The following is a 23642-nucleotide window of genomic DNA, read 5'->3' on the forward strand; positions in this document are numbered from 1 at the left end:
CGTTTGCAAGCACTCCGCCCCAGGGGCGACAGGGCTACCATCGCGGCATGTAAAGACACGTCGTCGTGCCAGTCCAGAGCACGGGGGCCGCGGAGGGGAGAGGGTATGCAACGTTATTCAGGCTTCGGGCTCGTCAAGCACGCGCTGCGTCATCACGAAGATTGGCAACGCCAATGGCGCAATCCCACGCCCAAGCCGCGCTACGACGTGATTATCGTCGGTGGCGGGGGGCATGGCTTGGCGACCGCTTACTACCTGGCCAAGGAGCACGGCATCACCAATGTCGCGGTGGTGGAAAAGGGCTGGTTGGGTGGCGGCAATACCGCGCGCAACACGACCATCGTGCGCTCCAACTATCTATGGGATGAGTCGGCGGCACTCTACGAGCATGCCATGAAGCATTGGGAGGGGCTGTCCCAGGAGCTCAATTACAACGTCATGTTCTCCCAGCGCGGGGTGCTCAACCTGGGCCATACGTTGCAGGACATGCGTGATATTCAGCGCCGGGTCAACGCCAACCGTCTCAACGGTATCGACGGTGAAGTGCTCGACGCCGAGGGCGTCCAGTCGTTGGTGCCGATCATGGACTGTTCGAAGCGTGCTCGGTATCCGGTCATGGGCGCTTCCTGGCAACCACGCGCCGGTGTGGCTCGCCACGATGCCGTGGCCTGGGGCTATGCTCGCGCCGCTGATGCACTGGGCGTCGATCTGCTGCAGAACACCGAGGTCACCGGCTTCAAGATTCGCGATGGGCAGATCCAGGGCGTGCATACCAATCGCGGCGATATCGAGGCCAAGACCGTGGGCTGCGTGACGGCGGGCAATTCCAGCGTGCTGGCGCGGATGGCCGGTTTCAATCTACCACTGGAATCGCATCCGCTACAGGCGCTGGTTTCCGAGCCGCTCAAGCCGGTGCTGGATACCGTGGTGATGTCCAATCACGTGCACGGTTATATCAGCCAGTCGGACAAGGGCGATCTGGTCATCGGCGCGGGCATCGACGGCTACAACGGCTACGGCCAGCGGGGCAGCTATCCCACCGTCGAGCACACCTTGCAGGCCATCGTCGAGATGTTCCCGATCTTCTCCCGGGTGCGCATGAACCGCCAGTGGGGCGGCATCGTCGATACCTGCCCGGATGCCTGTCCGATCCTTTCCAAGACCAAGGTCAAGGGGCTCTACTTCAACTGCGGTTGGGGGACGGGCGGTTTCAAGGCAACGCCAGGATCGGGCCATGTATTCGCCGCGAGCTTGGCCAAGGGCGAAATGCATCCCATCGCTGCGCCGTTTTCCATCGACCGCTTCCACAGCGGAGCGTTGATCGATGAGCACGGCGCCGCTGGCGTCGCGCACTAAGGGAGAACCACCATGTTTCATATCTACTGCCCCTATTGCGAAGAATTGCGCGAGGAAGAGGAGTTCCATCCCAAGGGCGAGGCGCACATCGCGCGTCCCGAGGAGCCGGAGGCTTGCAGCGATGAGGAATGGGGCGATTACCTGTTCTTCCGCGACAACCCGCGCGGCATCCATCACGAGATGTGGCTGCACGCGGTGGGCTGTCGCAAGTTCTTCAACATCACGCGCAATACCGTGAGTTACGAGATCCTCGAAACCTACAAGATGGGCGAGCAGCCGACAGTGGGCGCCGAGCATCTGGCGCGTGAGGAAAAAACCGCGAGCGTGCAGGCTGCCGAGGGCGGCCAGCAGACCGTAGGTGCCAGTGACGCCGCCCTGGCGTCGGTCAAGGGAGCACAGGCATGAGCCAGACAGCATCACAGTCCAACCGCCTGGCGCAAGGCGGCCAGGTCGACCGCACGCAGACGTTGACCTTCACCTTCAATGGCCGCTCATACACTGGCCATCCCGGCGATACCCTGGCCTCGGCCTTGCTGGCCAATGGCGTGGACCTGGTCAATCGCAGCTTCAAGTATTCGCGCCCGCGCGGCATCGTCGCCGCCGGCGCGGAAGAACCCAACGCGGTGGTTCAATTGGGCGCCACGGAGGCGACTCAGGTGCCCAATGTGCGCGCTACCCAGCAGGCGCTGTACGACGGTCTCGTCGCGTGTAGCACCAACGGTTGGCCCGACGCGCAGCGCGACATCATGCGTTGGGTCGGTAAACTGGGCAGTCCGTTCATGCCGCCGGGGTTCTATTACAAGACCTTCATGGCCCCGGCCTCGATGTGGATGACCTACGAAAAATACATCCGCAAGACGGCCGGTCTGGGGCGCAGCCCGACACAGCCCGATCCGGATATCTACGATCACATGCATCGGCATTGCGACCTGCTCGTCGTCGGCGCTGGCCCTGCAGGCTTGAGCGCGGCGTTGACGGCGGCACGGGCCGGTGCACGGGTGCTCCTCGCCGACGAACAGGAGACGATGGGTGGCTCGCTGCTCGATACGCGCGAGACGCTGGACGATCAACCCGCCGCGCAATGGCTGAAGACGACGCTGGCGGCGCTGGCGGAACTCGACAACGTCACCTTGCTGCCGCGTACCACCGCGCATGGTTATCACGATCATCATTTCGTGACGCTTCACGAGCGCCGTACGGAGCACCTGGGCGATAGTGCGCCATCTCAGGCCGGTCATCGCCAGTCGCGCTCGCGGCTGCACCGGGTACGTGCCGGCCAGGTGGTGCTGGCGACTGGTGCACATGAACGTCCGCTGGTGTATGCCAACAACGATGTTCCCGGCAACCTGCTGGCAGGGGCGGTGTCGACCTACATTCGCCGCTATGGCGTGGTGCCCGGCCAGAAGCTGGTGCTCTCTACCAGCAATGACCACGCTTATCGCGCTGCGTTGGACTGGCAGGAGGCCGGGCGTGAAGTGGCCGCCATCGTCGATGCCCGCAGTGCACCGCAGGGCGACCTCGTCGCGCAGGCCAAGGCGGCGGGCATTCGTGTCATCACCGGTAGCGCCGTGCTCGAGGCCAAGGGAACGCAGCGCGTCTCGGCGGCACGTGTGGCGGCCATCGACGTAGACGCCTTCACGGTCACCGGCAAAGTCGAGACGCTCGAGTGTGACACCATCGCCAGCTCCGGCGGATACAGCCCGGTGATTCACCTGGCCTCGCATACCGGCGCGCGTCCGGTATGGAGCGACGACATCATCGGTTTCGTGCCCTCGACCGTGGCGGGCGTCACCGCGAGTGGCGGTGCGCGTGGCGTCTATCCGCTGGGTGAGGTGCTGGCGGATGGTGTCGAGGCCGGTACTAACGCAGCGACGGCGCTGGGATTCTCCGCTGCCGTGAATGACGCGGACCTTCCGCGTGTCGCGTCGCGCCATGAAGGCTCGGCCTGCGCGCTGTTCCAGATACCGCATGAGAAAGCCACGCTGCGTGCGCCCAAGCAGTTCGTCGATCTGCAGAATGACGTCACTGCGGCTGCCATCGAAGTGGCAACGCTCGAAGGGTTCGAATCCATCGAGCACGTCAAGCGCTACACTGCCATGGGCTTCGGTACCGACCAGGGCAAACTGGGCAATATCAATGGCATGGCGGTCGCCGCGCGCTGCCTGGGGCAGAGCATTCCCGAAACCGGCACTACGGTATTCAGGCCCAACTACACGCCGGTGACCTTCGGTGCCGTGGTGGGTCGTCACTGCCGCGAACTCTTCGACCCCGAGCGCTACACGCCGATGCAATCCTGGCATGTCGCCCGAGGCGCCGAGTTCGAGGACGTCGGCCAGTGGAAGCGCCCTTGGTACTATCCACAAAAGCGCCGCGCAGAGGGCGGCGAGCGCCTGGAAACGATGCACGAAGCCGTGGCCCGTGAGTGCCGCGCGGTTCGCGAGGGCGTGGGCATTCTCGACGCCTCGACGCTGGGCAAGATCGATATCCAGGGGCCGGATGCTCGCGAGTTCCTGGGTCGCATCTACACCAACAAGTGGCAGAAGTTAGCACCTGGTCGCGTGCGCTACGGATTGATGTGCGGCGACGATGGCATGGTGATGGATGACGGCACCACCAGTTGCCTGGCCGAGAATCACTTCCTGATGACCACCACCACCGGTAACGCCGCGCCGGTGCTGGAATGGCTCGAACTCTGGCACCAGACCGAATGGCCGGAACTCGAGGTGTATTTCAACTCGGTCACTGATCACTGGGCGACGATGACCGTGACCGGTCCCGAGGCGCGCAAGCTGCTCACTGACTTGACCGATATCGACCTCGACCGTGAGGCGTTCAAGTTCATGGACTGGCGCGAGGGGCATGTGGCTGGCGTACCTGCGCGGGTATTCCGTATCTCCTTCACTGGCGAACTGGCCTTCGAGATCAACGTCCAGGCGCATTACGCCATGCACGTCTGGGAGGCATTGTTCGCCCGCGGCGAGGCTTTCGATCTGACTCCTTATGGCACGGAAACCATGCACGTCCTGCGCGCCGAAAAGGGTTTCATCATCGTCGGCCAGGACACCGATGGTTCGGTGACGCCCGAGGATCTCGGCATGCACTGGGCCATCGGCTATGACAAGCCGTTCCCGTGGGTCGGCAAGCGGGCGCTGACGCGCTCCGATACGCGCCGCGAAGGGCGCAAGCAACTCGTCGGCCTCAAACCCAAGGACGCGAGCGTGGTGCTGGAAGAGGGTGCCCAGATCGTCTTCGAGCCGAATCACGCCATTCCCATGCCCATGGTGGGCCATGTCACCTCCAGCTATTACAGCCCGACGCTGGAAAGCGGCTTCGCGCTGGCGGTGGTCAAGGGCGGGCATCAACGCATGGGCGAGAGCGTTTACTTGCCCATGGTCGATGGCCGTGTGCATGAAGCCGAAATCGTCGGCACCCAATTCGTCGATCCCAAGGGAGAGCGCCAGCATGTCTAACTCGGTCCATGTCTACGACGCCCGTGCCGATCACGCTACCGTTACCGCCGAGTCGCCGTTGGCGTACTCCTTCCAGCGCAGCGGCATGCCCGCGTCTGGAGAGGCGTCTGGCGAGGCATCTGGCGAGAAAAGCCGTGCGGTGATTGGCGAGCGGGCATTCTTGGGGCATCTCATCCTGCGCGGCGGTGCCATCGTGCTCGACGAGGCATTGCGCGAGGTACTCGGCGTTGGCCTGCCCGGGCGCCCCAATTCGCTTACCGTGGACGCCGATGGTCAGCGCTCCGTGCAATGGTTATCGCCCGATGAATGGCTGCTGATCGTCCCCGGCGACGAAACCTTCGGCCTCGAGACGCGGCTGCGCGCGCATCTCGGCGGGGCGCATGTCGCCATCGTCGACGTCAGCGCGGGACAGACGCTGATCGAACTCTCCGGGGAGGCGGCGCATGAAGTCCTGATGAAGTCGACGGTCTATGATGTCGACCCGCATGCGTTCACGGTAGGCAAGGGCGTGACCACGCTCTTCGCCAAGACCAACGTGATCCTGCGTCGCCCGGACGCGTCGCGCTGGGAGCTCATCGTGCGGCGCAGTTTCGCCGACTACGTGTATCGCTGGCTGCTGGATGCAGGGGAAGAATATGGTATCGGTGTCGCTCGAGAAAGCCGTCATGAGCCGCAGTAACGATACCTGGATCCTGGCCGCGCAGTGCCCCAGCCGCCTGGGGACCGTAGATGTCGTGACCCGCTTCCTCAAGGAGCGTGATTGCTACATCACCGAACAGCAGTCGTTCGATGATCGCCTGGGCGAGCGGTTCTTCATCCGTACCGAATTTCGGCCCCTGGCCTCCGATTTCGACCCCGAAGCCTTCCAGGCCGACTTCGCGACCCGGGCCCTCGAGTTCGAGATGGATTTCGAACTGACCCCGCCCGAGCGTCGCACGCCGGTCGTGATCATGGCCTCCAAGGCGGATCATTGCCTTCACGACTTGCTGTATCGCTATCGCACCGGGCAGTTGCCGCTGGATATTCGCGCGGTGATTTCCAATCATCCCGATCTCGAATCCTTGGTAGCCGGGCATGGGTTGCCATACCACCATTTTCCGGTCACGCCCGAGACCAAGGCGGCGCAGGAAGCTCGCGTCCTCGAGGTGATCGAAACCACCGGCGCCGAGCTGGTGATCCTGGCGCGCTACATGCAGGTGCTTTCCAGCGAGATGTGCGCGCGTCTCAGCGGGCGCGCGATCAACATCCATCACTCGCTATTGCCGGGGTTCAAGGGTGCCAAGCCGTATCATCAGGCCTATGAAAAAGGCGTCAAGCTGGTCGGCGCCACCGCGCACTACATCAACGACGATCTCGACGAAGGCCCTATTATCACCCAGGGGGTGGAACCGGTCAGTCATGCCGATTACCCCGAGGACCTGGTGGCCAAGGGCAGAGATATCGAATGCTTGACCCTGGCGCGGGCGGTATCGCTTCATCTGGAACGCAGGGTGTTCTTGCATGCCAGGCGCACCGTGGTGTTCACACGCTGACGATGCGGGAGCGGGCATTTTGCCACCGCTCTCCTAAACTTGGATAACGCCGATGGCGATAGGCGTTCACGATAATGACTATCCACAACGACGACCATTGCGGTCGCGGCCGGCGATACATACCGGCGCGCCGTCATTCGAGGAGGGGAAGACATGATGCTCGCGGATCTGATCGACGGCGATGACTTTCGTCAACGCCTGCAAACGCTGGGCGTGCGCATTCCCGACGGCGCTTGCCCCGAAACCTGTGCCCGCATGGCGGCATGCAAGTACAACGAAGTTGGCGTGGAAGGCTTGCCCGAAGCCATTCACGACATGATGCAACACAGCGACGAAATGCTGCCGTCGGTACGCCAGGCGATCGACACCCATTTGCTGCCTCGCCTGCGCGCGAACGAATAAGCACAGCCTCCAACGCCCTACGCCGCGCCGATATCGGCGCGGCGTAGGTGTGTCATGTCAGGCGCCCCGGCGGTCTCCCGGTTCGCTTAGCGATCCCCGGCCAGTTAAGATCCTTCCAGACGTCATCCTGAATGCCGCTCATCGCTCAAGGGAGGTGAACCGATGGATAAGGTCGGTGATCGTTATTATCTACTCGATGTTTTCACGGATACGCCGTTTGCGGGTAACCCGTTAGCAGTCTTTACGCAAGCGTCAGGCATATCCGACAAGCGGATGCAGGCCATTGCGACCGAATTGAATCTCTCGGAGACGGTTTTCGTCGGCACGCAGACAGCCGATAACTGCTTCCCGATCCGCATCTTTACCCCTGGCACTGAATTGCCTTTCGCCGGCCATCCGACCATCGGGACGGCCCATTTGTTGGCGTCACTCGGTTTGGCTGAGCGCCAGTCGCCGCTGGTGTTGCAAGCCGGTGTGGGAGATCTGGAAGTGCGGTTCGACGGGGACATGGCGCGTTTCACGACTGCTCGGCCAGTCGAGGTGCAGCCAAGTTCGCTCGACAGTGCCACGGCCGCCGAGCTGCTCGGGTTGTCAGCCTCTCAAGTGGTTGATGATCCGCAGATCGCTTCTTGTGGACTCGCGTATCACCTGATCGAGCTGGCTAGCCTCGATGCGCTGGGGCAGGCGCGACCATCGGCAGCATTGTGGAGCCGGTATGTGTCGCCGAGTGGTATTGAGCAGATTTATCTGCATGTTCGCACCGGCGACGAAGCACGACGCTCGCGCATGTTCTCCACCGCAAACGGCGATCTACGTGAGGACCCAGCGATTGGCAGTGCCGCGTCCGCCTTGGCCGGTTTCCTGGCAACTCGGGAAACGGGAAGTAGCCGGTGGTACTGGCAGATCGATCAGGGCGTCGAAATGGGTCGCCCCAGTCGTATCCATGCCTGGGTCGAACGTGACGATGCCATGACCATTCGTATCGGTGGCCAAGCCGTCATGATGGGCGAGGGCAAGCTCTACCGCTGATCCCGCGCCGGTATCGGCGCGGGATGACGCATCATGCCATATCCATACATGACGTCAGGAGTCAGCCCCGCACGATCTGCAACGAAGGCGTCTCCGATTCCAGGTACGAGAGCAGGGTTTCGCTGTACCAGTCAACGAAGTCGATTACGCCGAATTCGTAGGTCTCAGAGTAGGGGCCGGGCTGGTAGGCGATGGAGTTGATGCCGCGCTGGTTCTCCTCGGCCAGTTGCCGGTCCTGATCGTTGGTGGCGTCCCATACCTTGCGTAGCCATTGCGGGTCGTAATCGACGCCTTCCTGGGCATCCCCGCGGACCAGCCACTTGGTGGTCACCAGGGTCTGTTGCGGACCCAGCGGCAGCACGCGGAAGACCACGGCATGATCGCCCATGAAATGGTTCCAGGAATTGGGCAGGTGCAAAATGCGCAGCGAGCCCAGATCGGGGCTCGTGAGGCTTCCCATCAGTTTCCCGCAGCCGGGCTTGCCGTCCATGGTCATCGACATGACGCCGTCGATCATCGGCGTGCGGGTCAGACGGTTGCGCTTGCCGAAGTGCTTGAGCGCCCAGGGCACCTGTAGGCGTTCCCAGTGGGCCTGCTGGCGGGCGACGAGGTCGCGGTAGGCGGGCGTAGCGCGCGGGTCGTCGGTGTCGTCGAACTCGATCAGCGAGTTGAGCAGCTCCGGGTGAGCCCCGTTGCAGTGATAGCACTCGCGGTTGTTCTCGATGACCAGCTTCCAGTTGGCCTGCTCGACGATGCTGGATTCCGCCGCGACCTTGACGTTATCCATCTCGTAGGGCGCCAGGTACTCATCCAGTGTCGCCAGGAAGTCGTCGATGGCCGGCGGCTGCTCGGCGAGACTGATAAAGATGAAACCGCCGGCGCTCTTCACCGCCACCGGCTTGAGGCCATGGGCGGAAAGATCGAAATTCTCGCCCATGTCTTGCCCGGCGAACAGCAGGCGACCGTCGAGTTCGTAAGTCCACTGATGATAGGGACAGACCAGCTTGGCGACCTTGCCTTTCTCCTGCGTGCACAGTCGCGATCCACGGTGCCGGCAGACGTTGTGGAAGGCATGCAGCGTGCCCTGGTCGCCGCGCACCACGATGATGGGGTTATCGCCGATCTGCGCGGTTAGATAATTGCCCTTGGCGGGTAGCTCGCAGGTCATGCCGACGAACAGCCACTCATGGGTGAAGATTTCCTGCATATCCAGCGCGAACACGCGCGGGTCATTATAGAAGGGTTGCGGCAGCGAATACGTGCGCCGACGCTGGCGAAGCATGTCGGCGGTCGCGTCACGCGCGGCGGCCAAGGGATCGTCGAGTTCGGATGTAGCGATCAGATCCATGAAGGCATCCTCTTCGTGCGCCGTGTCGGGTAACGGGGGCGCCATGACATTGAGTGAGTGTGCGTGAGAGGCGTGAGTGACACGAAGTGTGGCGTATTGCCATCAGTGGGGATTGTCTGCCCGCGACATTGGCCGATGCCGTGACGACGTCATCTAGCGATTGCTCTCGTGATCGCGGCTGGAGCAGGCATGCGCGTGTCGTTGGCAGGCAAGTGGCCGGTGCGGGGGGCGCCCACAATGCGCCTGACAGTCAGATACCGCCGCGCGACCAGGTAGCCATCTCATGAGCTTGAACTTCTTCAATCCCGTCACTACCCAGACCTGGACCAATGGGCGCCATAACGTGCGTTGCGTGAAGATCATCCAGGAGACCTGGGATGTCCGCACCTTCTGCTTCATGGCCGATCAGCCAGTGCTGTTCTTCTTCAAGCCCGGGCAATTCGTGACTCTGGAGCTGGAGATCGACGGCGAGCCGATCATGCGCTCCTACACGATTTCCAGCTCGCCCTCGGTGCCCTATAGCTTCTCGATCACGGTCAAGCGGCTTCCCGATGGACGCGTTTCCAACTGGCTACATGACAACCTGCAGGTCGGTAGCGAGCTTGCCGTTCACGGTCCGGTGGGAGATTTCAACGTCATCGACTACCCCGCCGACAAAGTGCTCATGCTCTCCGGTGGGGTCGGCGTCACGCCATTGATGTCGATGACGCGCTGGTTCTTCGATACCAACGCCAATGTCGACCTGCAGTTCGTGCACAGTGCACGCGAGCCACGCGACATCATCTTTCACCGCGAGTTGGAACATATCTTCTCGCGGATCCCCGATTTCCGGCTGCATATCGTCTGTGAGCGCGGCGATGAAAACGGTGTGGCCTGGGCGGGATTCCGCGGCTATCTCGCGCAGGCGATGCTCGAGTTGATGGTGCCGGATTATCTTGAGCGCGAGATATTCTGTTGCGGCCCCACGCCGTACATGAGTGCCGTTAAAAAAGTGCTGAAGAGCAATGGCTTCGACATGAGCCATTATCACGAGGAGTCGTTTGGCGCCACACCCGCCGAGGTGCGAGCCGACGTGCAGGAGCTGGCCGAGCAGGCCGAAGCGGAAATGGAAGCCGTCGACACTGCCGACATGCTGCAGGTCGAATTCAGCTCCAGCGGCAAGAGCATTCGCATTCTGCCCGAGGAGACCGTGCATTCCGCCGCCGCCAAGCTCGGCCTGCATATTCCCAAGGCCTGCGGGATGGGCATCTGCGGGACCTGCAAGGTCAAGAAGCTCTCGGGCGACGTCAACATGGAACACAACGGCGGTATCACCGAGGACGACGAGGCGGAAGGCTACATTCTGAGCTGCTGCAGCACGCCCAAGAGCCATGTCGCTATCGAGTTCTGAGAGCCTCTAGCGCGACTCGGCGGCGGTAGCGCCAAGCCGTTCGGCGTCGCGCGCTTCACGCAGCTCGCCGCGCGCCTGACGGGCGATCTTCCAGCCGCCGGATAATGAAAGAAACGCGAATACCCCGCCGACGATCAAGTCGGGCAGGGCGGTGCCGCTGCCGAAAACTCCCAGCGCGGCGAGCAGCACCGCGCCGTTGCCGATGACATCGTTACGCGTACAGATCCACACGCTGCGCATGTTGCTGTCGCCCTCGCGATAGCGCATCAGCAACAACAACACCGCAAGATTGGCGAGCAGTGCCACAAGCCCCACCGCCCCCATGGTTGGCGCATCCGGGTAGCTCCCCGCCAGCAGGTTATGCAGCGTCACGCCCAGCACCACGACACCGAACCCGGCTAGAGTCGCGGCCTTGACCAGCGATGCACGAGCGCGCCAGATCAGGCCCATGCCCAGTACGCCGAGGCTGATGGCGTAGTTCGCCGCATCGCCGAGGAAATCGAGCGAGTCGGCCATCAGCGAGGTCGAGTCGGCCTTCATCCCCGCTAGCATTTCGACGCCGAACATCACCGCGTTGACCAGCAACGCGATCCACAGCACGCGCCGGTAACGCGGCGTCGATTGTGGCGAAGGGGAAGAAGAACCGCAGCAGCATGCCATGAGAGATCCCGTATCGTTCGTCGATCAATGTACTCCCATTCTACAACCTTGGAGTAGGCTCCAGGGCAAGCGTTCAGTCGTAGTTACCGTAATTTGAACGTACAATAAAAATTATGAATAATGGAAAAGACAGTCTTGGATAACAATTTAATATCATAGGGATCTCATGACACATTCAAGATGGAACCTCCTGCCGCTGGCGGCGTTGACTTTGGGCGCCGCCTCGCTGGCGCAGGCCGATGTCAGCGTTACGCGCGGCGCGACCGACATTCCCGATGGTGAGGCCACTCACGCCGAGGACATTACCGTCGCTAACGACAAGCTGGCCTTCGCGCTGGCCGTCGAATCGCGGCCGCCATGGGGTGTGCCGCGCGGCACTTTGGTCGACTTGGCGGCGGTGAAAGGCGGCAAGGTCGATCTTGATCGCGTCGCTTTCGCCGATTTCATTCCCAACAACTGGTCTGCATGGCCCAACGATGGCAAAAAGGTTGAGGTCGTCGAGAAGTCGCCCGAGCGTGCGGTGATCCGCGTCAGCCGCAACTTCGGCGAGGCGATGGTCACTACTACCTACACGCTGGACGCCGACAGCGACCGCGTGCATCTGGAAACGGTGCTCGACAACCAGGGTGACGAGCCGCTGGAAGCCATTCGCTCCGGCTTCACGCTGTGGCCGGATACCGGCTATCTGTTCGGTGTACCCGGCCTGGGCGACGCCAAGGAGACCGAGGCCAGCGACGCACTCACCGACCGCATGGTGGCCTACGACCAGGATTGGGCCTTCGCCCTGCATGCGCCCTATTTCGACCGCATCAACTACGAAGGCCAGGACATGTACCTGGAGCACAGCCTGAAAACCGGCGAGTCGCGTCGTTTCGAAGGCTGGCTGCAGGTCGTGCCGGAAGGCGATCTGGCGCCGGTGGTCGCCAACGAGATTGAACGCAAGAATCTCGATAGCGGCGAGATTCATGGTCGGTTACGTGATGGTGACGGCGAGGCGCCCGCCAACGGTCTGGTGATGATCGAGAAGGATGGCGCGCCTTACGCCTGGACGTTGGCCGACGATGGCAAGTTCTCGATGCCGCTGCCGGTGGGCGAGTACCAGGCTTACGCCACGGCGGAAGGCTTCGCCAACTCCGAGCCGGTCGAACTGAATGTCACCGACGGCAGCGAGCGCAAGCTGACCTTCGACGGCATGCGCGGCCCCGGCACCTTGTCGCTGGATATTCACGGCGCCAACGATGACACCCCGCGCGACGCACGCCTGACGATTCTCGAAGGTCAGCAGCCGCCGGTAGAATTCCTCGGCAAGCAGACCTTCTTCACCGAGCTGGACCCGGCCGGGCATGCCGAGCTCAAGCTGGCGCCCGGCGATTACCGCCTGGGCGTCAACGCCGGCGCCGGTTTCACTGCCCGCGAGGAAACGCTGGAGGTCAGCCTCGAGACCGGCGAAGAGATCGACAAGACCATCGAGATCGAGCGTCTCGTCGAACCCAACGACGAACACTGGTATGGCGCCGACCTGCATCATCACGCCAATGTGCTGGAAGGCACCACGCCGCCGGACATGGTGGTGCGTGCACAGTTGGCCACGGATCTCGACCTGACCTTCATCAGCGATCACGACTCCACCGCCAACCACGACACTTTCCGCAAGCTCTCCGCCGAACGTGGCGTGCCGTTCATTCCCTCCATCGAGATTTCACCCTCGTGGGGCCATATGAACCCGTTCCCTATCGAGATGAACGGTGAGCTCAAGGTCGATCCCGGCACCGATGACGTGCAGGACATCATCGCCGATGCGCGCCGTCTGGGTGCCGAGGTGATTCCCATGAATCACCCGTACAACGCCTATGGCTATCTGCAGAACTTGGGCGATGGCAAGGTGCCCGGTGGCTTCACCACCGGCTTCGATCTGCTCGAACTCAATGCCGAGGTGGATAACGAACCGACCTTGAAGGCCGCGCATCGCTTGTGGGATCAAGGCACGCGCATGTACTTCACGGCGGGCACGGACACCCACGATGCCTGGAATGATCTCACCGGCCGCATTCGTATGATGGGTCACGTGCCCGGCGAGTTGACCCCGCGCGCCTTCGCCCGTGCTCTCAAGGACGGCCACGGATACGCGACCCAGGGGCCGCTGCTGTTCCCCGAGAACCACATGTTCGGCGATAGTTTGCGCCTGGTGGAAGACGCCAAGGGCGAATGGACCGTGAATGCCACCGCCGTCAACGGCCTCAAGGAAGCACGCCTGATCGGCGAGAGTGGCGAGGTGATTGCCACGCAATCCCTCGACGGCACTGATGCGACTCTGACCTTCGAGATTCCTGGCGACGCCAACGGCTGGGTCGCGCTGGAAGTCGACGATGCCGATGGCGATACCGCCTGGACGAACCCGCTGTGGCTCGAGCGTTCCAGCAAGGCCGATTATCTCGGTGATAAAGACGGCGATGATGAGGAAGACGCCTGATCGCGCGATCAGGCTCTCGTCACCACAACCACGATAACGCGCCGTCAAGACCCCTGTTCAAAGGGGCTTCAAGGGAATGCCACGCCTTCGGGCGTGGCTTTTTTGTGGAAGGAAAAACAGAGTGGCGATTTCGCTGAAAGCCATTGTGTCGACGGATGTCAGGACGTTCCGATGCGTTGAGGCTGCGTTGATTACGTTCTTGCTATGCTCTACGAACTCAAAGAGCAAATGCCGGTCCGTATTGATGTGTGAGCAGTCGCCAGGGAAACCCCCTTAGACGTAAAGAATGCCATTGCGTAAAGAACGATCCGTTAAACAGCGTTGTCAGTGACTACCGAAGGAGTCCAGGGATGAACGCAAGCAAAATCCTGCAGCAGTTGATGCAACAAGCCGGTGGCAGTCAGAAGGGCAGCGGTATCGATGTAAAAGGCATGCTGGGTGGCCTCTCGAAACAGCTGGGCGGAAGTTCCCCAGACGGCAAGTCCAGCGGTGGATCTGCGGGCGGCTTCGATATGAAAAGCCTGCTCGGCGGTGGTGCCATGGGCATGCTGGTCGGCTCCAAGCGCGGCCGCAAACTGGGCGGTAAAGCACTCAAATACGGTGCTATTGCCGGTGTCGGCGTATTGGCCTGGAAAGCGTGGCAAAGTGCTCAAAACAAAAGTTCGGGCAGCGAGCCACAAGACGCTGGCGAGGGCGAGCGTGTTGAGGTACTCAATGGAGAGTACCAGGAGCGTCGGAGTCTGGAATTATTGCAGGCGATGATCATGGCGGCCCGTGCTGATGGTCATATCGACGAGCAAGAGCAGGCGATGATCACCGAGCAGATCGATGCGTTAGGGGCCGACGACGAGATGCACCGCTGGGTCGAACAACAGCTAAACGCACCCTTGGATGCCAAAGTGCTGGCCCGTGAAGCGGACTCGCCCCAAGCGGCGCGGGAAATGTATTTAATCAGCGTCGCCGTGATCGATGAACAGAACCCGATGGAACGCGCCTGGCTCGATCAATTGGCCAGTGCCCTTGATTTACCCCAAGAGATGGCCGCCGAACTTGAACACCAGGCACAGCAGGCCGGTTAAAATATCGCCAACCGTGGCTGTTCCCCGGCTGGCGGCTTCTTGCCTTCTTTACTGACAGGCCGTGACAGCATCGCCATCGCTGGAGACAGTCGGCTGCGTTCTCACGCCGACAAGCACCAGAGCGGCGGCGGTCAACAGCATCGTGCCGGCCGTCGCACAAACACCCAAGACGCCGCTGATGTCGAACATGACGCCACCGACGGCGGCGCCCAGCGCGATTGCCAGTTGTATCGAGGCGACGATCAAACCGCCGCCGCTCTCTGCCTCATCCGGCACGACACGGGTGATCCAGGTTGACCAGGCGACTGGCACGGCGCCGAAGGCGAAGCCCCATAGGGCCACCATGAGGACATCGGTGCCCATCGAAATGCCGCCCAGCGTGGCCAGTAGCCAGCCCAGCACGCCCATGATCAGCGGCATCAGCAGCAGTGTCAGTCGCAGGCTGCGTTCAAGCAGATAACCCGCGATCAATGTGCCGACGAAGTTCGCCACACCGAACGCCAGCAAGGTCGAAGAAAGCTCGTTGATGCCCATTCGGGACACGCCTTCGAGAAACGGACGCACATAGGTGAAAAAGGCGAAATGGCCGCAGAACACCAGCAGAATGGCCACGATGCCGACCGCCATTCCCGGCCGCTTTATCACGCTCACTAACGTGCCAAGTGGCGTCGGGCGCTCAGGTGTCATCCGCGGCAGGGTGGCGTACTGCAGCACCAGCGTCAGTACCGAAAGCGCCGTCGCGAGCAGGAAAACGTTGCGCCAGCCGATCATGTCGCCGAGATAACTGCCCAGCGCGGCGGCGCTGATGGTGGCGATGGGGACGCCGGTGAACAGCAGCGACAGTGCGCGCGGCACGTCATGCTCCGCCACTAGCCGCATCACCGTGGCGGCAGACAGTGCCCAGAAGCCGCCCAGTGCCACACCGAGCAGTACCCGGCCGACCAGCAACCAGGCCAGATGCGGGGCGAAGGCCACCACCAGGTTGGCCGCGATCATCAGCACGGAGAACCCTAGCAGCACATGGCGCCGGTCAAGGCGCTGCGTGACGGACGTCACCAGCAAGCCAGAAAGTAGCGCTACCACCGCCGTGACCGTAACGGCCTGCCCGGCTTGGCCTTCACTGATCATGAGCGAATCGGCCATCGGCGTCAGCAGACTGGCCGGCAGGAATTCGGCCATCACTAGGCTGAACACGCCCATCGTCAGCGAAAACACGGCGACCCAGCGCGATGTCGTGTGCGTCGAGCGTTGAGGTTCTTGCGTCGTCATTTCGATACTTCCGATCAAGACTTGGGATGATGTGCAGACTAAAGTATTATCGTAGGATCATCTATCACTAGAAATCCGGTATGTTTGATCAAGAGTCCGAAATTTTTGCCGTCTCCGGTTCAAATGCCAGGTCCAGCGAATGGATCAACGAGTTGCTCCTCGGCATGCGTCTGTCGGGGCTGAACTATCGTCGCGTCCAGGTAGCACCGCCCTTCGGCATTCGTTTCGATACCGACGCCAGCTGCGCGCAATTTCACTTCGTCGCCCAAGGGCCCGTCATATTGCTGCTCGGCGGCGAGAAACAGATACTGGAGACTGGCGATGCCGTACTTCTGCCTCGGGGTGGCCAGCACTGTCTGCTTTCTTCGCCTGAGGTGAAGAGTCGCGATATCGAGCAGATCGACGCGCTGCCGCTATGTGACGACTTCAGTTGCGTCAATGAATGCCCCGATACGCTCGACGGCACGCCACCGGTGCGGCTGTTCAGCGGCTGCATGCAGTTCGATCTGGGCGGCATGCAGCCGCTGTTGACGTTGATGCCCGCGGTAATGCATGTCGGCACGCTGCTCTCGCGCTATCCCGAGATGCTGCCGATGCTGGAAGCGATGGCGCGCGAAGCAAGTCTCGAACGGGCCGGCGCCGCCGGCATTCTTTCGCGATTGGCCGATGTGGTAGCCGCTAGCATCGTGCGTGGCTGGGTCGAATGCGGCTGCGCCGACATCGGTGGCTGGATCGAGGCGTTGCGCGATCCGCGTCTGGGCAAGGTCATCGCTGCCGTCCACCGCGAGCCCGGCCGCGACTGGACGGTCGCCGCCATGGCGGCGGAGATGGGCAGCTCGCGCTCGGTATTCGCCGAACGCTTCCGCTGTTCTCTGGGCGTGTCACCGCTCGGCTATGTCACCCAGCTTCGCATGCGTCTGGCCACGCAGTGGATCGCCGAGAAACAATTATCGATCGAGCAGGTCGCCTGGCGACTGGGCTATGGCTCCCAGGCCGCCTTCAGTCGCGCCTTCAAACGGTCGACCGGGCAGACACCGGGCGCGGTGCGTGTATCGTGAAACGGTCCTGGATTGGCATGTTTCGCACGACCTAGCTGAGCAACCCACAGCGTCAGTGGTCGCTGTCAGGCCTCGGCCGCTTCCCTCACGCCTTGGGTATCCTTGGCCAATTTGCAGCGCACCAAGGCGGCCATCAGCTTGGGATAATCTTCCCGTGACACCTTATTGGCGAGCTTTGCGGCATCGGCCTTGAGTCCCAACTTCTCGGCGGCGGAGAGCGCTGCCTTGTCGGCGTAGGGATAGCATTCATCCCACGTCAGCTGGATCTCGCGCAGGAAAATATCGGCGCCAGTGCCGCCGATTCCCTTGAATGCCTTGAGCCGTTTGCGTAGCGCCTTCGGGCTGCCCTCCGCCGCTTCACGCAGCTTGCGCAGATCGCCGCCATAGGTTTCCAGCAGCGCATCATTCATGTCCGCTAATTGCGTCGCCGTTTTTTCGTCGACGCGCGCGTAGCCGGATTCATTGAGTATCCGCGTCCGGGTTGCCCAATCGCTCGTCTTCAGTTTTTGCGGCGTCGTCCAGCCGGCCTTAGCCATTGCTTTTGCACCGCGCATGGCGAGATCGGCACTGATCGGTGCGCTGGTCAGCAACGAATAGCAGAGCAGCCGAAAGAGCGGTGATGGCGTATTTTTGCGCAAGTCGACACCCAGCTCGCTGGCAAAGGTGCGGCCGTGACGCTGCATCAACGTCTCGATGATCTGTTTTTGACTGGCCATGTTAGCTCCCGTAAGTGAAGACGGACATCAACGATGACAGAGCTTCAACATGGCACCGCCTGGCCAACTGTCAAACCCGCAACGAGGTAGCGTCCAAAAAGAAACGCATCGCCTGTCTGCGGCAAGGCAACGACAAGCGGCGCGGCGCTTCTCCGGCGCGTCTACACGATGACACCGTCATGCAACACCGCCGGGCTTGGAGATCGACCTTCGTCGGGCATAGAGTGGGAGCGGGACGCCACGCATCGGCGTGGCGATCACGTTTACGCGCCTCTCAAGGGTGCCGATGCGGAGGGAATCGCATGAGCAGTCACAGTAACGTGGCCGATATCATCGTCGAAACACTGGCAGACGCGGGCGCCAAGCGCTGTTACGGCGTCGTCGGCGATACCATCAATCATTTCACCGACGCCATTCGGCGCAGCGATGCCCTGGAATGGGTGCATGTGCGCCATGAAGAAGTCGGCGGCTTTGCGGCGGGCGGCGAGGCCTATATGACGCGCGAGCTGGCATTGTGCGCCGGCACTTGCGGCCCCGGCAGCCTGCATTTCGTCAATGGGCTATTCGAGGCACATCGCAGCGGCTCACCGGTGGTGCTGATCGCCTCCCAGGTCGCTACCAAGGACGCCGGCATCGGCTTTCCGCAGGATGTCGATCCCGCGCCCATTTATGAGCAGTACAGCGTATTCTGCGAGTCGATCGTCAATCCCGATCAAGCGCGGCGCATGACCGCCCTAGCCGCACAGGCGGCCTTGGCCAACAACGGCGTGGCGGTGCTCGTCGTGCATGGCGACATATTCACCCAGAAGCCGAGCCAGGACTTGCCGTTTCGCGCGCATCGCTTCGATCCCATCGTACGGCCCAGCGCCGAGGAATTCGTCCCCGCCGTTAAACAGCTCAATAAGGGGGGCAAGATATCCATCTTTGCCGGATTCGGCTGCGAGCACGCGCGCAGCGAAGTCATGGCACTGGCGGCCAAGCTCAATGCCCCGGTGGCTTGGACCTCGCGCGCCAAGGACTTCATCGAACCCGATAATCCCTTCCAGGTGGGTATGACCGGCGTGTTCGGCTTGGCGGGCGGCTATCACGCCGTGGCCGAATGCGACACGCTTTTATTGCTGGGCTGTAATTTTGCGTGGAGCCAGTTCTATCCCGAGAAGGCGACCACCATTCAGGTGGATATCGACCCGCAACAGATCGGCAAGCGCCATCCGGTGGATATCGGCCTGGTAGGCAGCGTGCGTGATACCTGCCTGGCGCTGGCCAAGATGGTCGATGAGCAGACCGACACCCAATGGGTGGATAATTGCCGCAAGCAGTACCTGGAGGCTCTGGAGCATGATGCTCATGAGTCCAAGGACGACGCGCTGATCCATCCGCAGGCGCTGACCTTGGCGCTCGACGAGCAGGGCGCCGAGGATGCCATCTTCACGGCGGATGGCGGTAGCCCGATGGTCTGGATGCTGCGTCACATTCACGCTAATGGCCAGCGCCGTACGCTTTCCAGCCTTGTCCACGGCACCATGGCCAACGCCTACCCGCAGGCCATCGGCATTCAGAAGGCGTTTCCCAAGCGGCAAGTCATCGCCATGTGCGGCGACGGCGGTCTGACCATGCTGATGGGCGACCTCCTCACCCTCAAGCAGGAGAAAGTGCCGCTCAAAATCGTCGTTTATAACAACAGCTCGCTGGGCTTTGTCGAACTCGAACAGAAGGTCGAGGGCCTGCTCGACAGCTACACCGACTTAGAGAATCCCGATTTCGACAAGCTTGCCCAAGCCATGGGCATTTGGGGCAAACGCGTCGAGGAAGCCCACGAACTCAAGCCTGCCATCACTGAATGGCTCAATCACGATGGCCCTGCGCTACTCGACGTCAAGGTCAACCGTATGGAACTCGTCATGCCGCCCAAGGTAGAGGCCGGACAAGTTGCTTCTACCGCGCTCTACTCCACCAAAGCCGTCCTCAACGGCCGCATGGAAGACGTCGTGGACCTCGTCAAAAGCAACTTCTTCAAGCGCTAAGCCAGGAACAGTTAATGCTCACTTTCAGCCGGGCGCTTTCAAGCGCCCGGTTTTCGTAGTGTGGGCAGGCTTCGTCGTGTGTCAGACATAGTGCCCAGCGCCGGTGAGGCGCTATCCCGGTATTCGAGTGGCAGGCTGGGTGACGGATATCGCGACCAATCTGATCTCGTAGCGACATGTCATCAGATGACCTTCTTGCGTAGCCAGGCGGCGACAGCTTCACCGGCGATGACGAGCACGATGATCGCGAGCAACACGGTGGCGACGGTGGGCCAGGCCAAGGTGTCGATGGCGCCCTGGAGAATCACGCCGATACCGCCGGCGCCCACTAGGCCGAGTACGGTGGATTCGCGCAGGTTGATGTCCCAACGCAGGATGCTGACGGCGAAAAAGGTCGGGATTACCTGCGGCACGATGGCATAGAGGATGACCTTGGCGCGTGACGCGCCGGTTGCTTCCAGGGCTTCTACCGGGCGGCGATCGATTTCTTCGATGGCCTCGCCCATCAGCTTGCCGAGAAAGCCCAGCGAACGGAACATGATGGCAATGATACCTGCCAGCACGCCCGGCCCGAAGATCGCGACAAACAACAGCGCCCAGATCAGCGTATTCACTGAGCGACTGGAAACCAGGATGAAGCGCCCAAGCCACAAGGTGAACCGGTTAGGAGTCGTGTTCTGCGCCGAGATATAGGCGATCGGCAGCGACACGAATACTGCCACGAAGGTTGCCAAGGTGGCGATATTGAGTGTTTCGACCAGTGCCCAGAAAATCGCCCGCCAGTTACTGAATTCCGGTGGCACCATGCGCCGGAACAAGTCACCGATCTGTACCGGCGCATCCCAGACCCAAGGCCAGATGACATCTAGGGTTGCCACCGACCAGGTGACTGCCAGTGCCACCACGATAAGGCCGGCGAAACGTTTCCAACGCTGTTGGGGGGTGTAGCGCGACCAGGCGCGCTCGGCCACGGATGGTTGTGTCACCAGATCGCCCTCCTGATACGTCCACTTATGGCCTCGCTGACTAGAATCACGGCGATGATCACCAGCGTGATGGCCAGTGCGAAGTCATAATCGTAGCGACCGAAGGCATTCATCAAGGTGGAGCCGATACCCCCCGCGCCTACGATACCCACGACGGCTGAAGCACGCAGATTGCTGTCGAGTTGATAGATCGACAGGCCTATCTGACGTGGCATGATTTGCGGCAGCACGGCGAATTGCAGCACCGTGAGATAGCGTGTGCCACTGGCGCGCAGTGCCTCAACCTGCCCCCAGTCGATTTCCTCGATACGCTCGGCAAGCATCTTGGCGACGAAGCCGATCGAGTAAATGGTGAGCGTCAGGATACCCGCCACCGGGCCGAAGCCCACCGCCTTGACGAAGAGAATGGCGACGATCACCGGATGGAAGCTACGGGTGATGATGATCAACGCGCGTCCGATCAGGTAGATCGGCTTGATGGCGATGTTGCGTGCCGCCATGAACGCGATCGGCACACTCAGCGCGAGCCCCAGCAAGGTGGCGAGAATGGCGATCTGGAGACTCTCCAGGAAGCCTTTGAGCAACAGGTCGTGACGCGAGAAGTTGGGTGGAAAGGCACCCGCGAATATACGCGCTGCACGCTCCATGCCTTGACTGACCCGGGCCCAGTCGAACGGGAGGGTGGAAGCTGCCCAGCTCAGGTAGACGAGCGCGACGACGGTCAGTCCCCAGCGCAGCCACGGGTTGGCTATAAAGGGCGGTTTGCGCCAAGTGCGGGATGGAGTGGCGTCGTTCATGAGACCACCGCCCGGGATGTGTCCTGTTCAGCCTGTTGGCGGTCTTCCGCTGGTGTGCCGCTGTAAACGGTATCCATCGCGGATTGATCGAGATCCTCGGGCTTGCCGTCGAAGATCAGCCGCCCGAAACGCATGCCGACGATGCGCTGCGTATATTCGCGCGCCTCGGCGACATTGTGAATGTTGATCAGTACGGGGAGTTGCAGCTCCTGTGCGAGCGTCTGCAGCAATTCCATGATCTGACGTGAGCTGACAGGGTCAAGCGAGGCGGTGGGTTCGTCGGCGAGCAGAATTTCCGGATTTTGCATCAGGGCGCGCACTACACCAACGCGTTGGCGTTCTCCGCCGGAGAGTTCATCGGCGCGTTTGTTGGCGTAATGGGCAATCCCCACGCGTTCCATGAGCGTGTAGGCCCGGTCGATGTCCGCGGTTGGGTATTTGCGTAGCGCGGCGCGCCAGTAGGGGATATACCCCAGTCGTCCGCACTGCACGTTCTCCATTACGGTCAAGCGATCTACCAAGTTGAAGCCTTGGAAAATCATACCGATGCGTCGCCGTGCCTTGCGAAGTTCATTGCCGTGCAAACGGGTCAGCTCGGCACCGTTAAGCTCGATACTGCCCGAGGTTGGCTCGACTAGCCGGTTAATGCAACGTAGCAAGGTACTCTTGCCGGCCCCTGACGCACCGATGATCGAGACCACCGATTCGTCGGGTACTTCAAGATCCAGCCCCTTCAATACAGGCTCGTCGTGGCCGTAGCGCTTTACGAGCTGTTGGATTCGCAACATATCCATCCTCCTCGCCCGAGCTCCTGCGATAGAGCCCGAGCGGTCGGTGTCCACGGAAGCCTGGTACACGTCTTGTGCGGTTTAGCCATCCAGGTTGTCGGGGGTGTAGTTCACACCGTTGGCTTCTTGGATATCGCGAATGACTTCCCAGTCTTCCTTATATGTCACGGGAACGAACTTGGTAACGCCCTCGAACTCCTCGCCGAGTTCGGTGCCGCGCATGTTGAAGGTAAAGAACGCTTCCTTGATCTTATCGATCAGCTCGGGCTTCAAGTTGTGGGCGTAGGTGTAGGCTGTAGTAGGGAATGGCTTGGACTCGTAGATGATCTTGACCTCTTCTGGATCGTAAAGACCGCGATCCGCCATACGGTCGACGACCTCGGAGGCTACCGGCGCTGCATCGTAGTCGCCGGCGACCACGCCGAGCATCGATTGATCGTGCGACCCTGAGTAAACCACCTCGTAATCTTCGCCCGGTACGATGCCTTCTTTCGGGAATAGCGCGCGCGGCGCGAGGTTGCCGGAGTTGGAGGTCGGCGAGGTATGGGCTATACGCTTGCCTTCTAGGTCTTCCATGGTGTCGATGCCGCTATCCTTGCGCGTGTAAAGCTGCAAGGTATAGCCGAATTCGCCTTCTTCCGAGCCCATGATAGCGAATGGCACGGCCCCGGCGAGATTGACCGCGAAGGGCGTTGGGCCGGTGGAGAATCCCGCAACGTGAATACGATCGCTGCGCATGGCTTCTATCTCGGCGGCATTGGACTGCACGGCATAGAAGCGTACGTCCTTGCCGGTTACCTCGCTGAGATGCTCTATGAACGGGTCCCAGATATCGGCATAGATGGCCGGATCCTCGACCGGGGTGTAGGCGAAGATCAGCGTCTCGGGATCGATGTACTGGCTGGGGTCGCTTGGCGCATCGGCGACCAGATCGCCGTCGCCATCGCAGTAGATTGAGGCCAGTTCACCTCGCTGCGAGCAGTCGTCGGCAGCCTGAACCGTGAGCGGAAGGGCCGCTAATAGTGCCGTTGCCAAGAGATTGCGCGGGCGCTGTACGCCACGGAACAAGGCAGAAAGGGCACTGGTGAAACTGATGGAGGGCGCGTATTCGGGCGCGTGAAAAGCATCGTGGGTCATGGCGTGGACTCCTTGTATCCCTGACTGTGATTGTTCGTGTGGGATTATCTGGAGGCTAGCCTAGCTAAATTGGTATTTACAACAAAAATGCAGCATTGTTCGCCAATAGTCGCAATACAATGTGGCAAAAC

General features: G+C 61.4%; 20 protein-coding genes. 12 read left to right on the top strand and 8 right to left on the bottom strand.

Going from position 1 to position 23642, the window contains the following annotated elements:
- Window positions 1-105 precede the first annotated feature (105 nt).
- From OP494_RS00750 to OP494_RS00780, 7 genes are all read left to right on the top strand, one after another.
- A complete protein-coding gene (locus OP494_RS00750) occupies window positions 106-1356 on the top strand; it encodes a sarcosine oxidase subunit beta family protein (RefSeq protein ID WP_280538841.1) in 1251 nt (416 codons plus the stop codon).
- A gap of 12 nt (window positions 1357-1368) precedes the next feature.
- Window positions 1369-1761 carry a sarcosine oxidase subunit delta gene (locus tag OP494_RS00755; protein WP_280538842.1) on the top strand — a complete coding sequence of 131 codons (393 nt, stop codon included), beginning with the start codon at window positions 1369-1371 and terminating at the stop codon, window positions 1759-1761.
- Entirely contained in the window at window positions 1758-4826 is a 3069-nt protein-coding gene (locus OP494_RS00760; RefSeq protein WP_280538843.1) for a sarcosine oxidase subunit alpha family protein, read from the top strand. The genes OP494_RS00755 and OP494_RS00760 overlap by 4 nt, the downstream gene beginning before the upstream one ends.
- A complete protein-coding gene (gene soxG, locus OP494_RS00765; protein ID WP_280538844.1) occupies window positions 4819-5505 on the top strand; it encodes a sarcosine oxidase subunit gamma family protein in 687 nt (228 codons plus the stop codon). Before OP494_RS00760 ends, soxG begins: the two co-directional genes overlap by 8 nt.
- Window positions 5492-6358, top strand: coding sequence for a formyltetrahydrofolate deformylase (gene purU / locus OP494_RS00770; protein ID WP_280538845.1), 867 nt, complete (start codon window positions 5492-5494; stop codon window positions 6356-6358). The genes soxG and purU overlap by 14 nt, the downstream gene beginning before the upstream one ends.
- A 153-nt stretch (window positions 6359-6511) precedes the next feature.
- Entirely contained in the window at window positions 6512-6760 is a 249-nt protein-coding gene (locus OP494_RS00775; protein WP_280538846.1) for a hypothetical protein, read from the top strand.
- A 162-nt stretch (window positions 6761-6922) separates the two neighbouring features.
- Window positions 6923-7789, top strand: coding sequence for a PhzF family phenazine biosynthesis protein (locus tag OP494_RS00780; protein WP_280538847.1), 867 nt, complete (start codon window positions 6923-6925; stop codon window positions 7787-7789).
- A gap of 61 nt (window positions 7790-7850) precedes the next feature.
- Here the strand turns inward: OP494_RS00780 and OP494_RS00785 are convergent, their stop codons facing one another.
- Window positions 7851-9137 (bottom strand): aromatic ring-hydroxylating dioxygenase subunit alpha, encoded by a 1287-nt coding sequence (locus tag OP494_RS00785; protein WP_280538848.1) that lies wholly within the window; start codon window positions 9135-9137, stop codon window positions 7851-7853.
- Window positions 9138-9420: 283 nt separating this feature from the next.
- Between OP494_RS00785 and OP494_RS00790 the strand changes: the two genes are divergently transcribed.
- Entirely contained in the window at window positions 9421-10527 is a 1107-nt protein-coding gene (locus OP494_RS00790) for a hybrid-cluster NAD(P)-dependent oxidoreductase (RefSeq protein ID WP_280538849.1), read from the top strand.
- Between the two features lie 6 nt (window positions 10528-10533).
- Here OP494_RS00790 and OP494_RS00795 read toward each other — a convergent pair whose 3' ends face one another.
- Window positions 10534-11187 carry a cation transporter gene (locus OP494_RS00795; protein WP_280538850.1) on the bottom strand — a complete coding sequence of 218 codons (654 nt, stop codon included), beginning with the start codon at window positions 11185-11187 and terminating at the stop codon, window positions 10534-10536.
- Between the two features lie 166 nt (window positions 11188-11353).
- Here OP494_RS00795 and OP494_RS00800 point away from each other — a divergent pair, with 166 nt between their 5' ends.
- Both OP494_RS00800 and OP494_RS00805 read left to right on the top strand, forming a co-directional pair.
- The gene (locus OP494_RS00800; RefSeq protein ID WP_280538851.1) at window positions 11354-13657 is read left to right on the top strand and encodes a CehA/McbA family metallohydrolase; all 2304 of its coding nucleotides are present in this window, start codon (window positions 11354-11356) and stop codon (window positions 13655-13657) included.
- 350 nt (window positions 13658-14007) lie between these two features.
- Window positions 14008-14736 (top strand): tellurite resistance TerB family protein, encoded by a 729-nt coding sequence (locus OP494_RS00805; protein ID WP_280538852.1) that lies wholly within the window; start codon window positions 14008-14010, stop codon window positions 14734-14736.
- Window positions 14737-14784: 48 nt separating this feature from the next.
- Here the strand turns inward: OP494_RS00805 and OP494_RS00810 are convergent, their stop codons facing one another.
- Window positions 14785-16005, bottom strand: a complete 1221-nt coding sequence (locus OP494_RS00810; protein WP_280538853.1) for an MFS transporter — start codon at window positions 16003-16005, stop codon at window positions 14785-14787.
- A gap of 80 nt (window positions 16006-16085) precedes the next feature.
- Between OP494_RS00810 and OP494_RS00815 the strand changes: the two genes are divergently transcribed.
- On the top strand, window positions 16086-17063 hold the full coding sequence (locus OP494_RS00815; protein ID WP_280538854.1) for an AraC family transcriptional regulator: 978 nt from the start codon (window positions 16086-16088) through the stop codon (window positions 17061-17063).
- Between the two features lie 65 nt (window positions 17064-17128).
- On the opposite strand, the gene OP494_RS00820 is transcribed toward OP494_RS00815, so the two are convergent.
- Window positions 17129-17779, bottom strand: coding sequence for a hypothetical protein (locus tag OP494_RS00820; RefSeq protein ID WP_280538855.1), 651 nt, complete (start codon window positions 17777-17779; stop codon window positions 17129-17131).
- A 302-nt stretch (window positions 17780-18081) separates the two neighbouring features.
- Between OP494_RS00820 and OP494_RS00825 the strand changes: the two genes are divergently transcribed.
- Window positions 18082-19803, top strand: a complete 1722-nt coding sequence (locus OP494_RS00825; protein ID WP_280538856.1) for a thiamine pyrophosphate-dependent enzyme — start codon at window positions 18082-18084, stop codon at window positions 19801-19803.
- Between the two features lie 182 nt (window positions 19804-19985).
- Here the strand turns inward: OP494_RS00825 and phnE (OP494_RS00830) are convergent, their stop codons facing one another.
- The 4 genes from phnE (OP494_RS00830) to phnD form a co-directional block, all read right to left on the bottom strand.
- On the bottom strand, window positions 19986-20789 hold the full coding sequence (phnE, locus tag OP494_RS00830; protein ID WP_247639307.1) for a phosphonate ABC transporter, permease protein PhnE: 804 nt from the start codon (window positions 20787-20789) through the stop codon (window positions 19986-19988).
- Window positions 20786-21586, bottom strand: coding sequence for a phosphonate ABC transporter, permease protein PhnE (gene phnE, locus OP494_RS00835; protein ID WP_280538859.1), 801 nt, complete (start codon window positions 21584-21586; stop codon window positions 20786-20788). The genes phnE (OP494_RS00830) and phnE (OP494_RS00835) overlap by 4 nt, the downstream gene beginning before the upstream one ends.
- A complete protein-coding gene (gene phnC / locus OP494_RS00840) occupies window positions 21583-22374 on the bottom strand; it encodes a phosphonate ABC transporter ATP-binding protein (protein ID WP_280538860.1) in 792 nt (263 codons plus the stop codon). Before phnC ends, phnE (OP494_RS00835) begins: the two co-directional genes overlap by 4 nt.
- An 81-nt stretch (window positions 22375-22455) precedes the next feature.
- The gene (gene phnD, locus OP494_RS00845; RefSeq protein WP_280538861.1) at window positions 22456-23511 is read right to left on the bottom strand and encodes a phosphate/phosphite/phosphonate ABC transporter substrate-binding protein; all 1056 of its coding nucleotides are present in this window, start codon (window positions 23509-23511) and stop codon (window positions 22456-22458) included.
- Between the last annotated feature and the right edge of the window lie 131 nt (window positions 23512-23642).

Origin of the sequence: Chromohalobacter sp. 11-W (genome assembly GCF_029889905.1) — a bacterium.
Taxonomy (GTDB): Bacteria; Pseudomonadota; Gammaproteobacteria; order Pseudomonadales; family Halomonadaceae; genus Chromohalobacter.

Excerpts from the sequence above, each read along its gene's own strand:
- OP494_RS00755 (WP_280538842.1), top strand. The coding sequence starts at position 1,369 with ATGTTTCATATCTACTGCCCCTATTGCGAAGAATTGCGCGAGGAAGAG.
- phnC (WP_280538860.1), bottom strand. The coding sequence starts at position 22,374 with ATGTTGCGAATCCAACAGCTCGTAAAGCGCTACGGCCACGACGAGCCT.
- OP494_RS00775 (WP_280538846.1), top strand. The coding sequence starts at position 6,512 with ATGATGCTCGCGGATCTGATCGACGGCGATGACTTTCGTCAACGCCTG.
- purU (WP_280538845.1), top strand. The coding sequence starts at position 5,492 with ATGAGCCGCAGTAACGATACCTGGATCCTGGCCGCGCAGTGCCCCAGC.
- OP494_RS00805 (WP_280538852.1), top strand. The coding sequence starts at position 14,008 with ATGAACGCAAGCAAAATCCTGCAGCAGTTGATGCAACAAGCCGGTGGC.
- OP494_RS00800 (WP_280538851.1), top strand. The coding sequence starts at position 11,354 with ATGACACATTCAAGATGGAACCTCCTGCCGCTGGCGGCGTTGACTTTG.
- soxG (WP_280538844.1), top strand. The coding sequence starts at position 4,819 with ATGTCTAACTCGGTCCATGTCTACGACGCCCGTGCCGATCACGCTACC.
- OP494_RS00760 (WP_280538843.1), top strand. The coding sequence starts at position 1,758 with ATGAGCCAGACAGCATCACAGTCCAACCGCCTGGCGCAAGGCGGCCAG.
- OP494_RS00795 (WP_280538850.1), bottom strand. The coding sequence starts at position 11,187 with ATGGCATGCTGCTGCGGTTCTTCTTCCCCTTCGCCACAATCGACGCCG.
- OP494_RS00820 (WP_280538855.1), bottom strand. The coding sequence starts at position 17,779 with ATGGCCAGTCAAAAACAGATCATCGAGACGTTGATGCAGCGTCACGGC.
- OP494_RS00825 (WP_280538856.1), top strand. The coding sequence starts at position 18,082 with ATGAGCAGTCACAGTAACGTGGCCGATATCATCGTCGAAACACTGGCA.
- OP494_RS00780 (WP_280538847.1), top strand. The coding sequence starts at position 6,923 with ATGGATAAGGTCGGTGATCGTTATTATCTACTCGATGTTTTCACGGAT.
- OP494_RS00750 (WP_280538841.1), top strand. The coding sequence starts at position 106 with ATGCAACGTTATTCAGGCTTCGGGCTCGTCAAGCACGCGCTGCGTCAT.
- phnE (WP_280538859.1), bottom strand. The coding sequence starts at position 21,586 with ATGAACGACGCCACTCCATCCCGCACTTGGCGCAAACCGCCCTTTATA.
- OP494_RS00815 (WP_280538854.1), top strand. The coding sequence starts at position 16,086 with ATGTTTGATCAAGAGTCCGAAATTTTTGCCGTCTCCGGTTCAAATGCC.
- OP494_RS00785 (WP_280538848.1), bottom strand. The coding sequence starts at position 9,137 with ATGGATCTGATCGCTACATCCGAACTCGACGATCCCTTGGCCGCCGCG.
- OP494_RS00810 (WP_280538853.1), bottom strand. The coding sequence starts at position 16,005 with ATGACGACGCAAGAACCTCAACGCTCGACGCACACGACATCGCGCTGG.
- phnD (WP_280538861.1), bottom strand. The coding sequence starts at position 23,511 with ATGACCCACGATGCTTTTCACGCGCCCGAATACGCGCCCTCCATCAGT.
- OP494_RS00790 (WP_280538849.1), top strand. The coding sequence starts at position 9,421 with ATGAGCTTGAACTTCTTCAATCCCGTCACTACCCAGACCTGGACCAAT.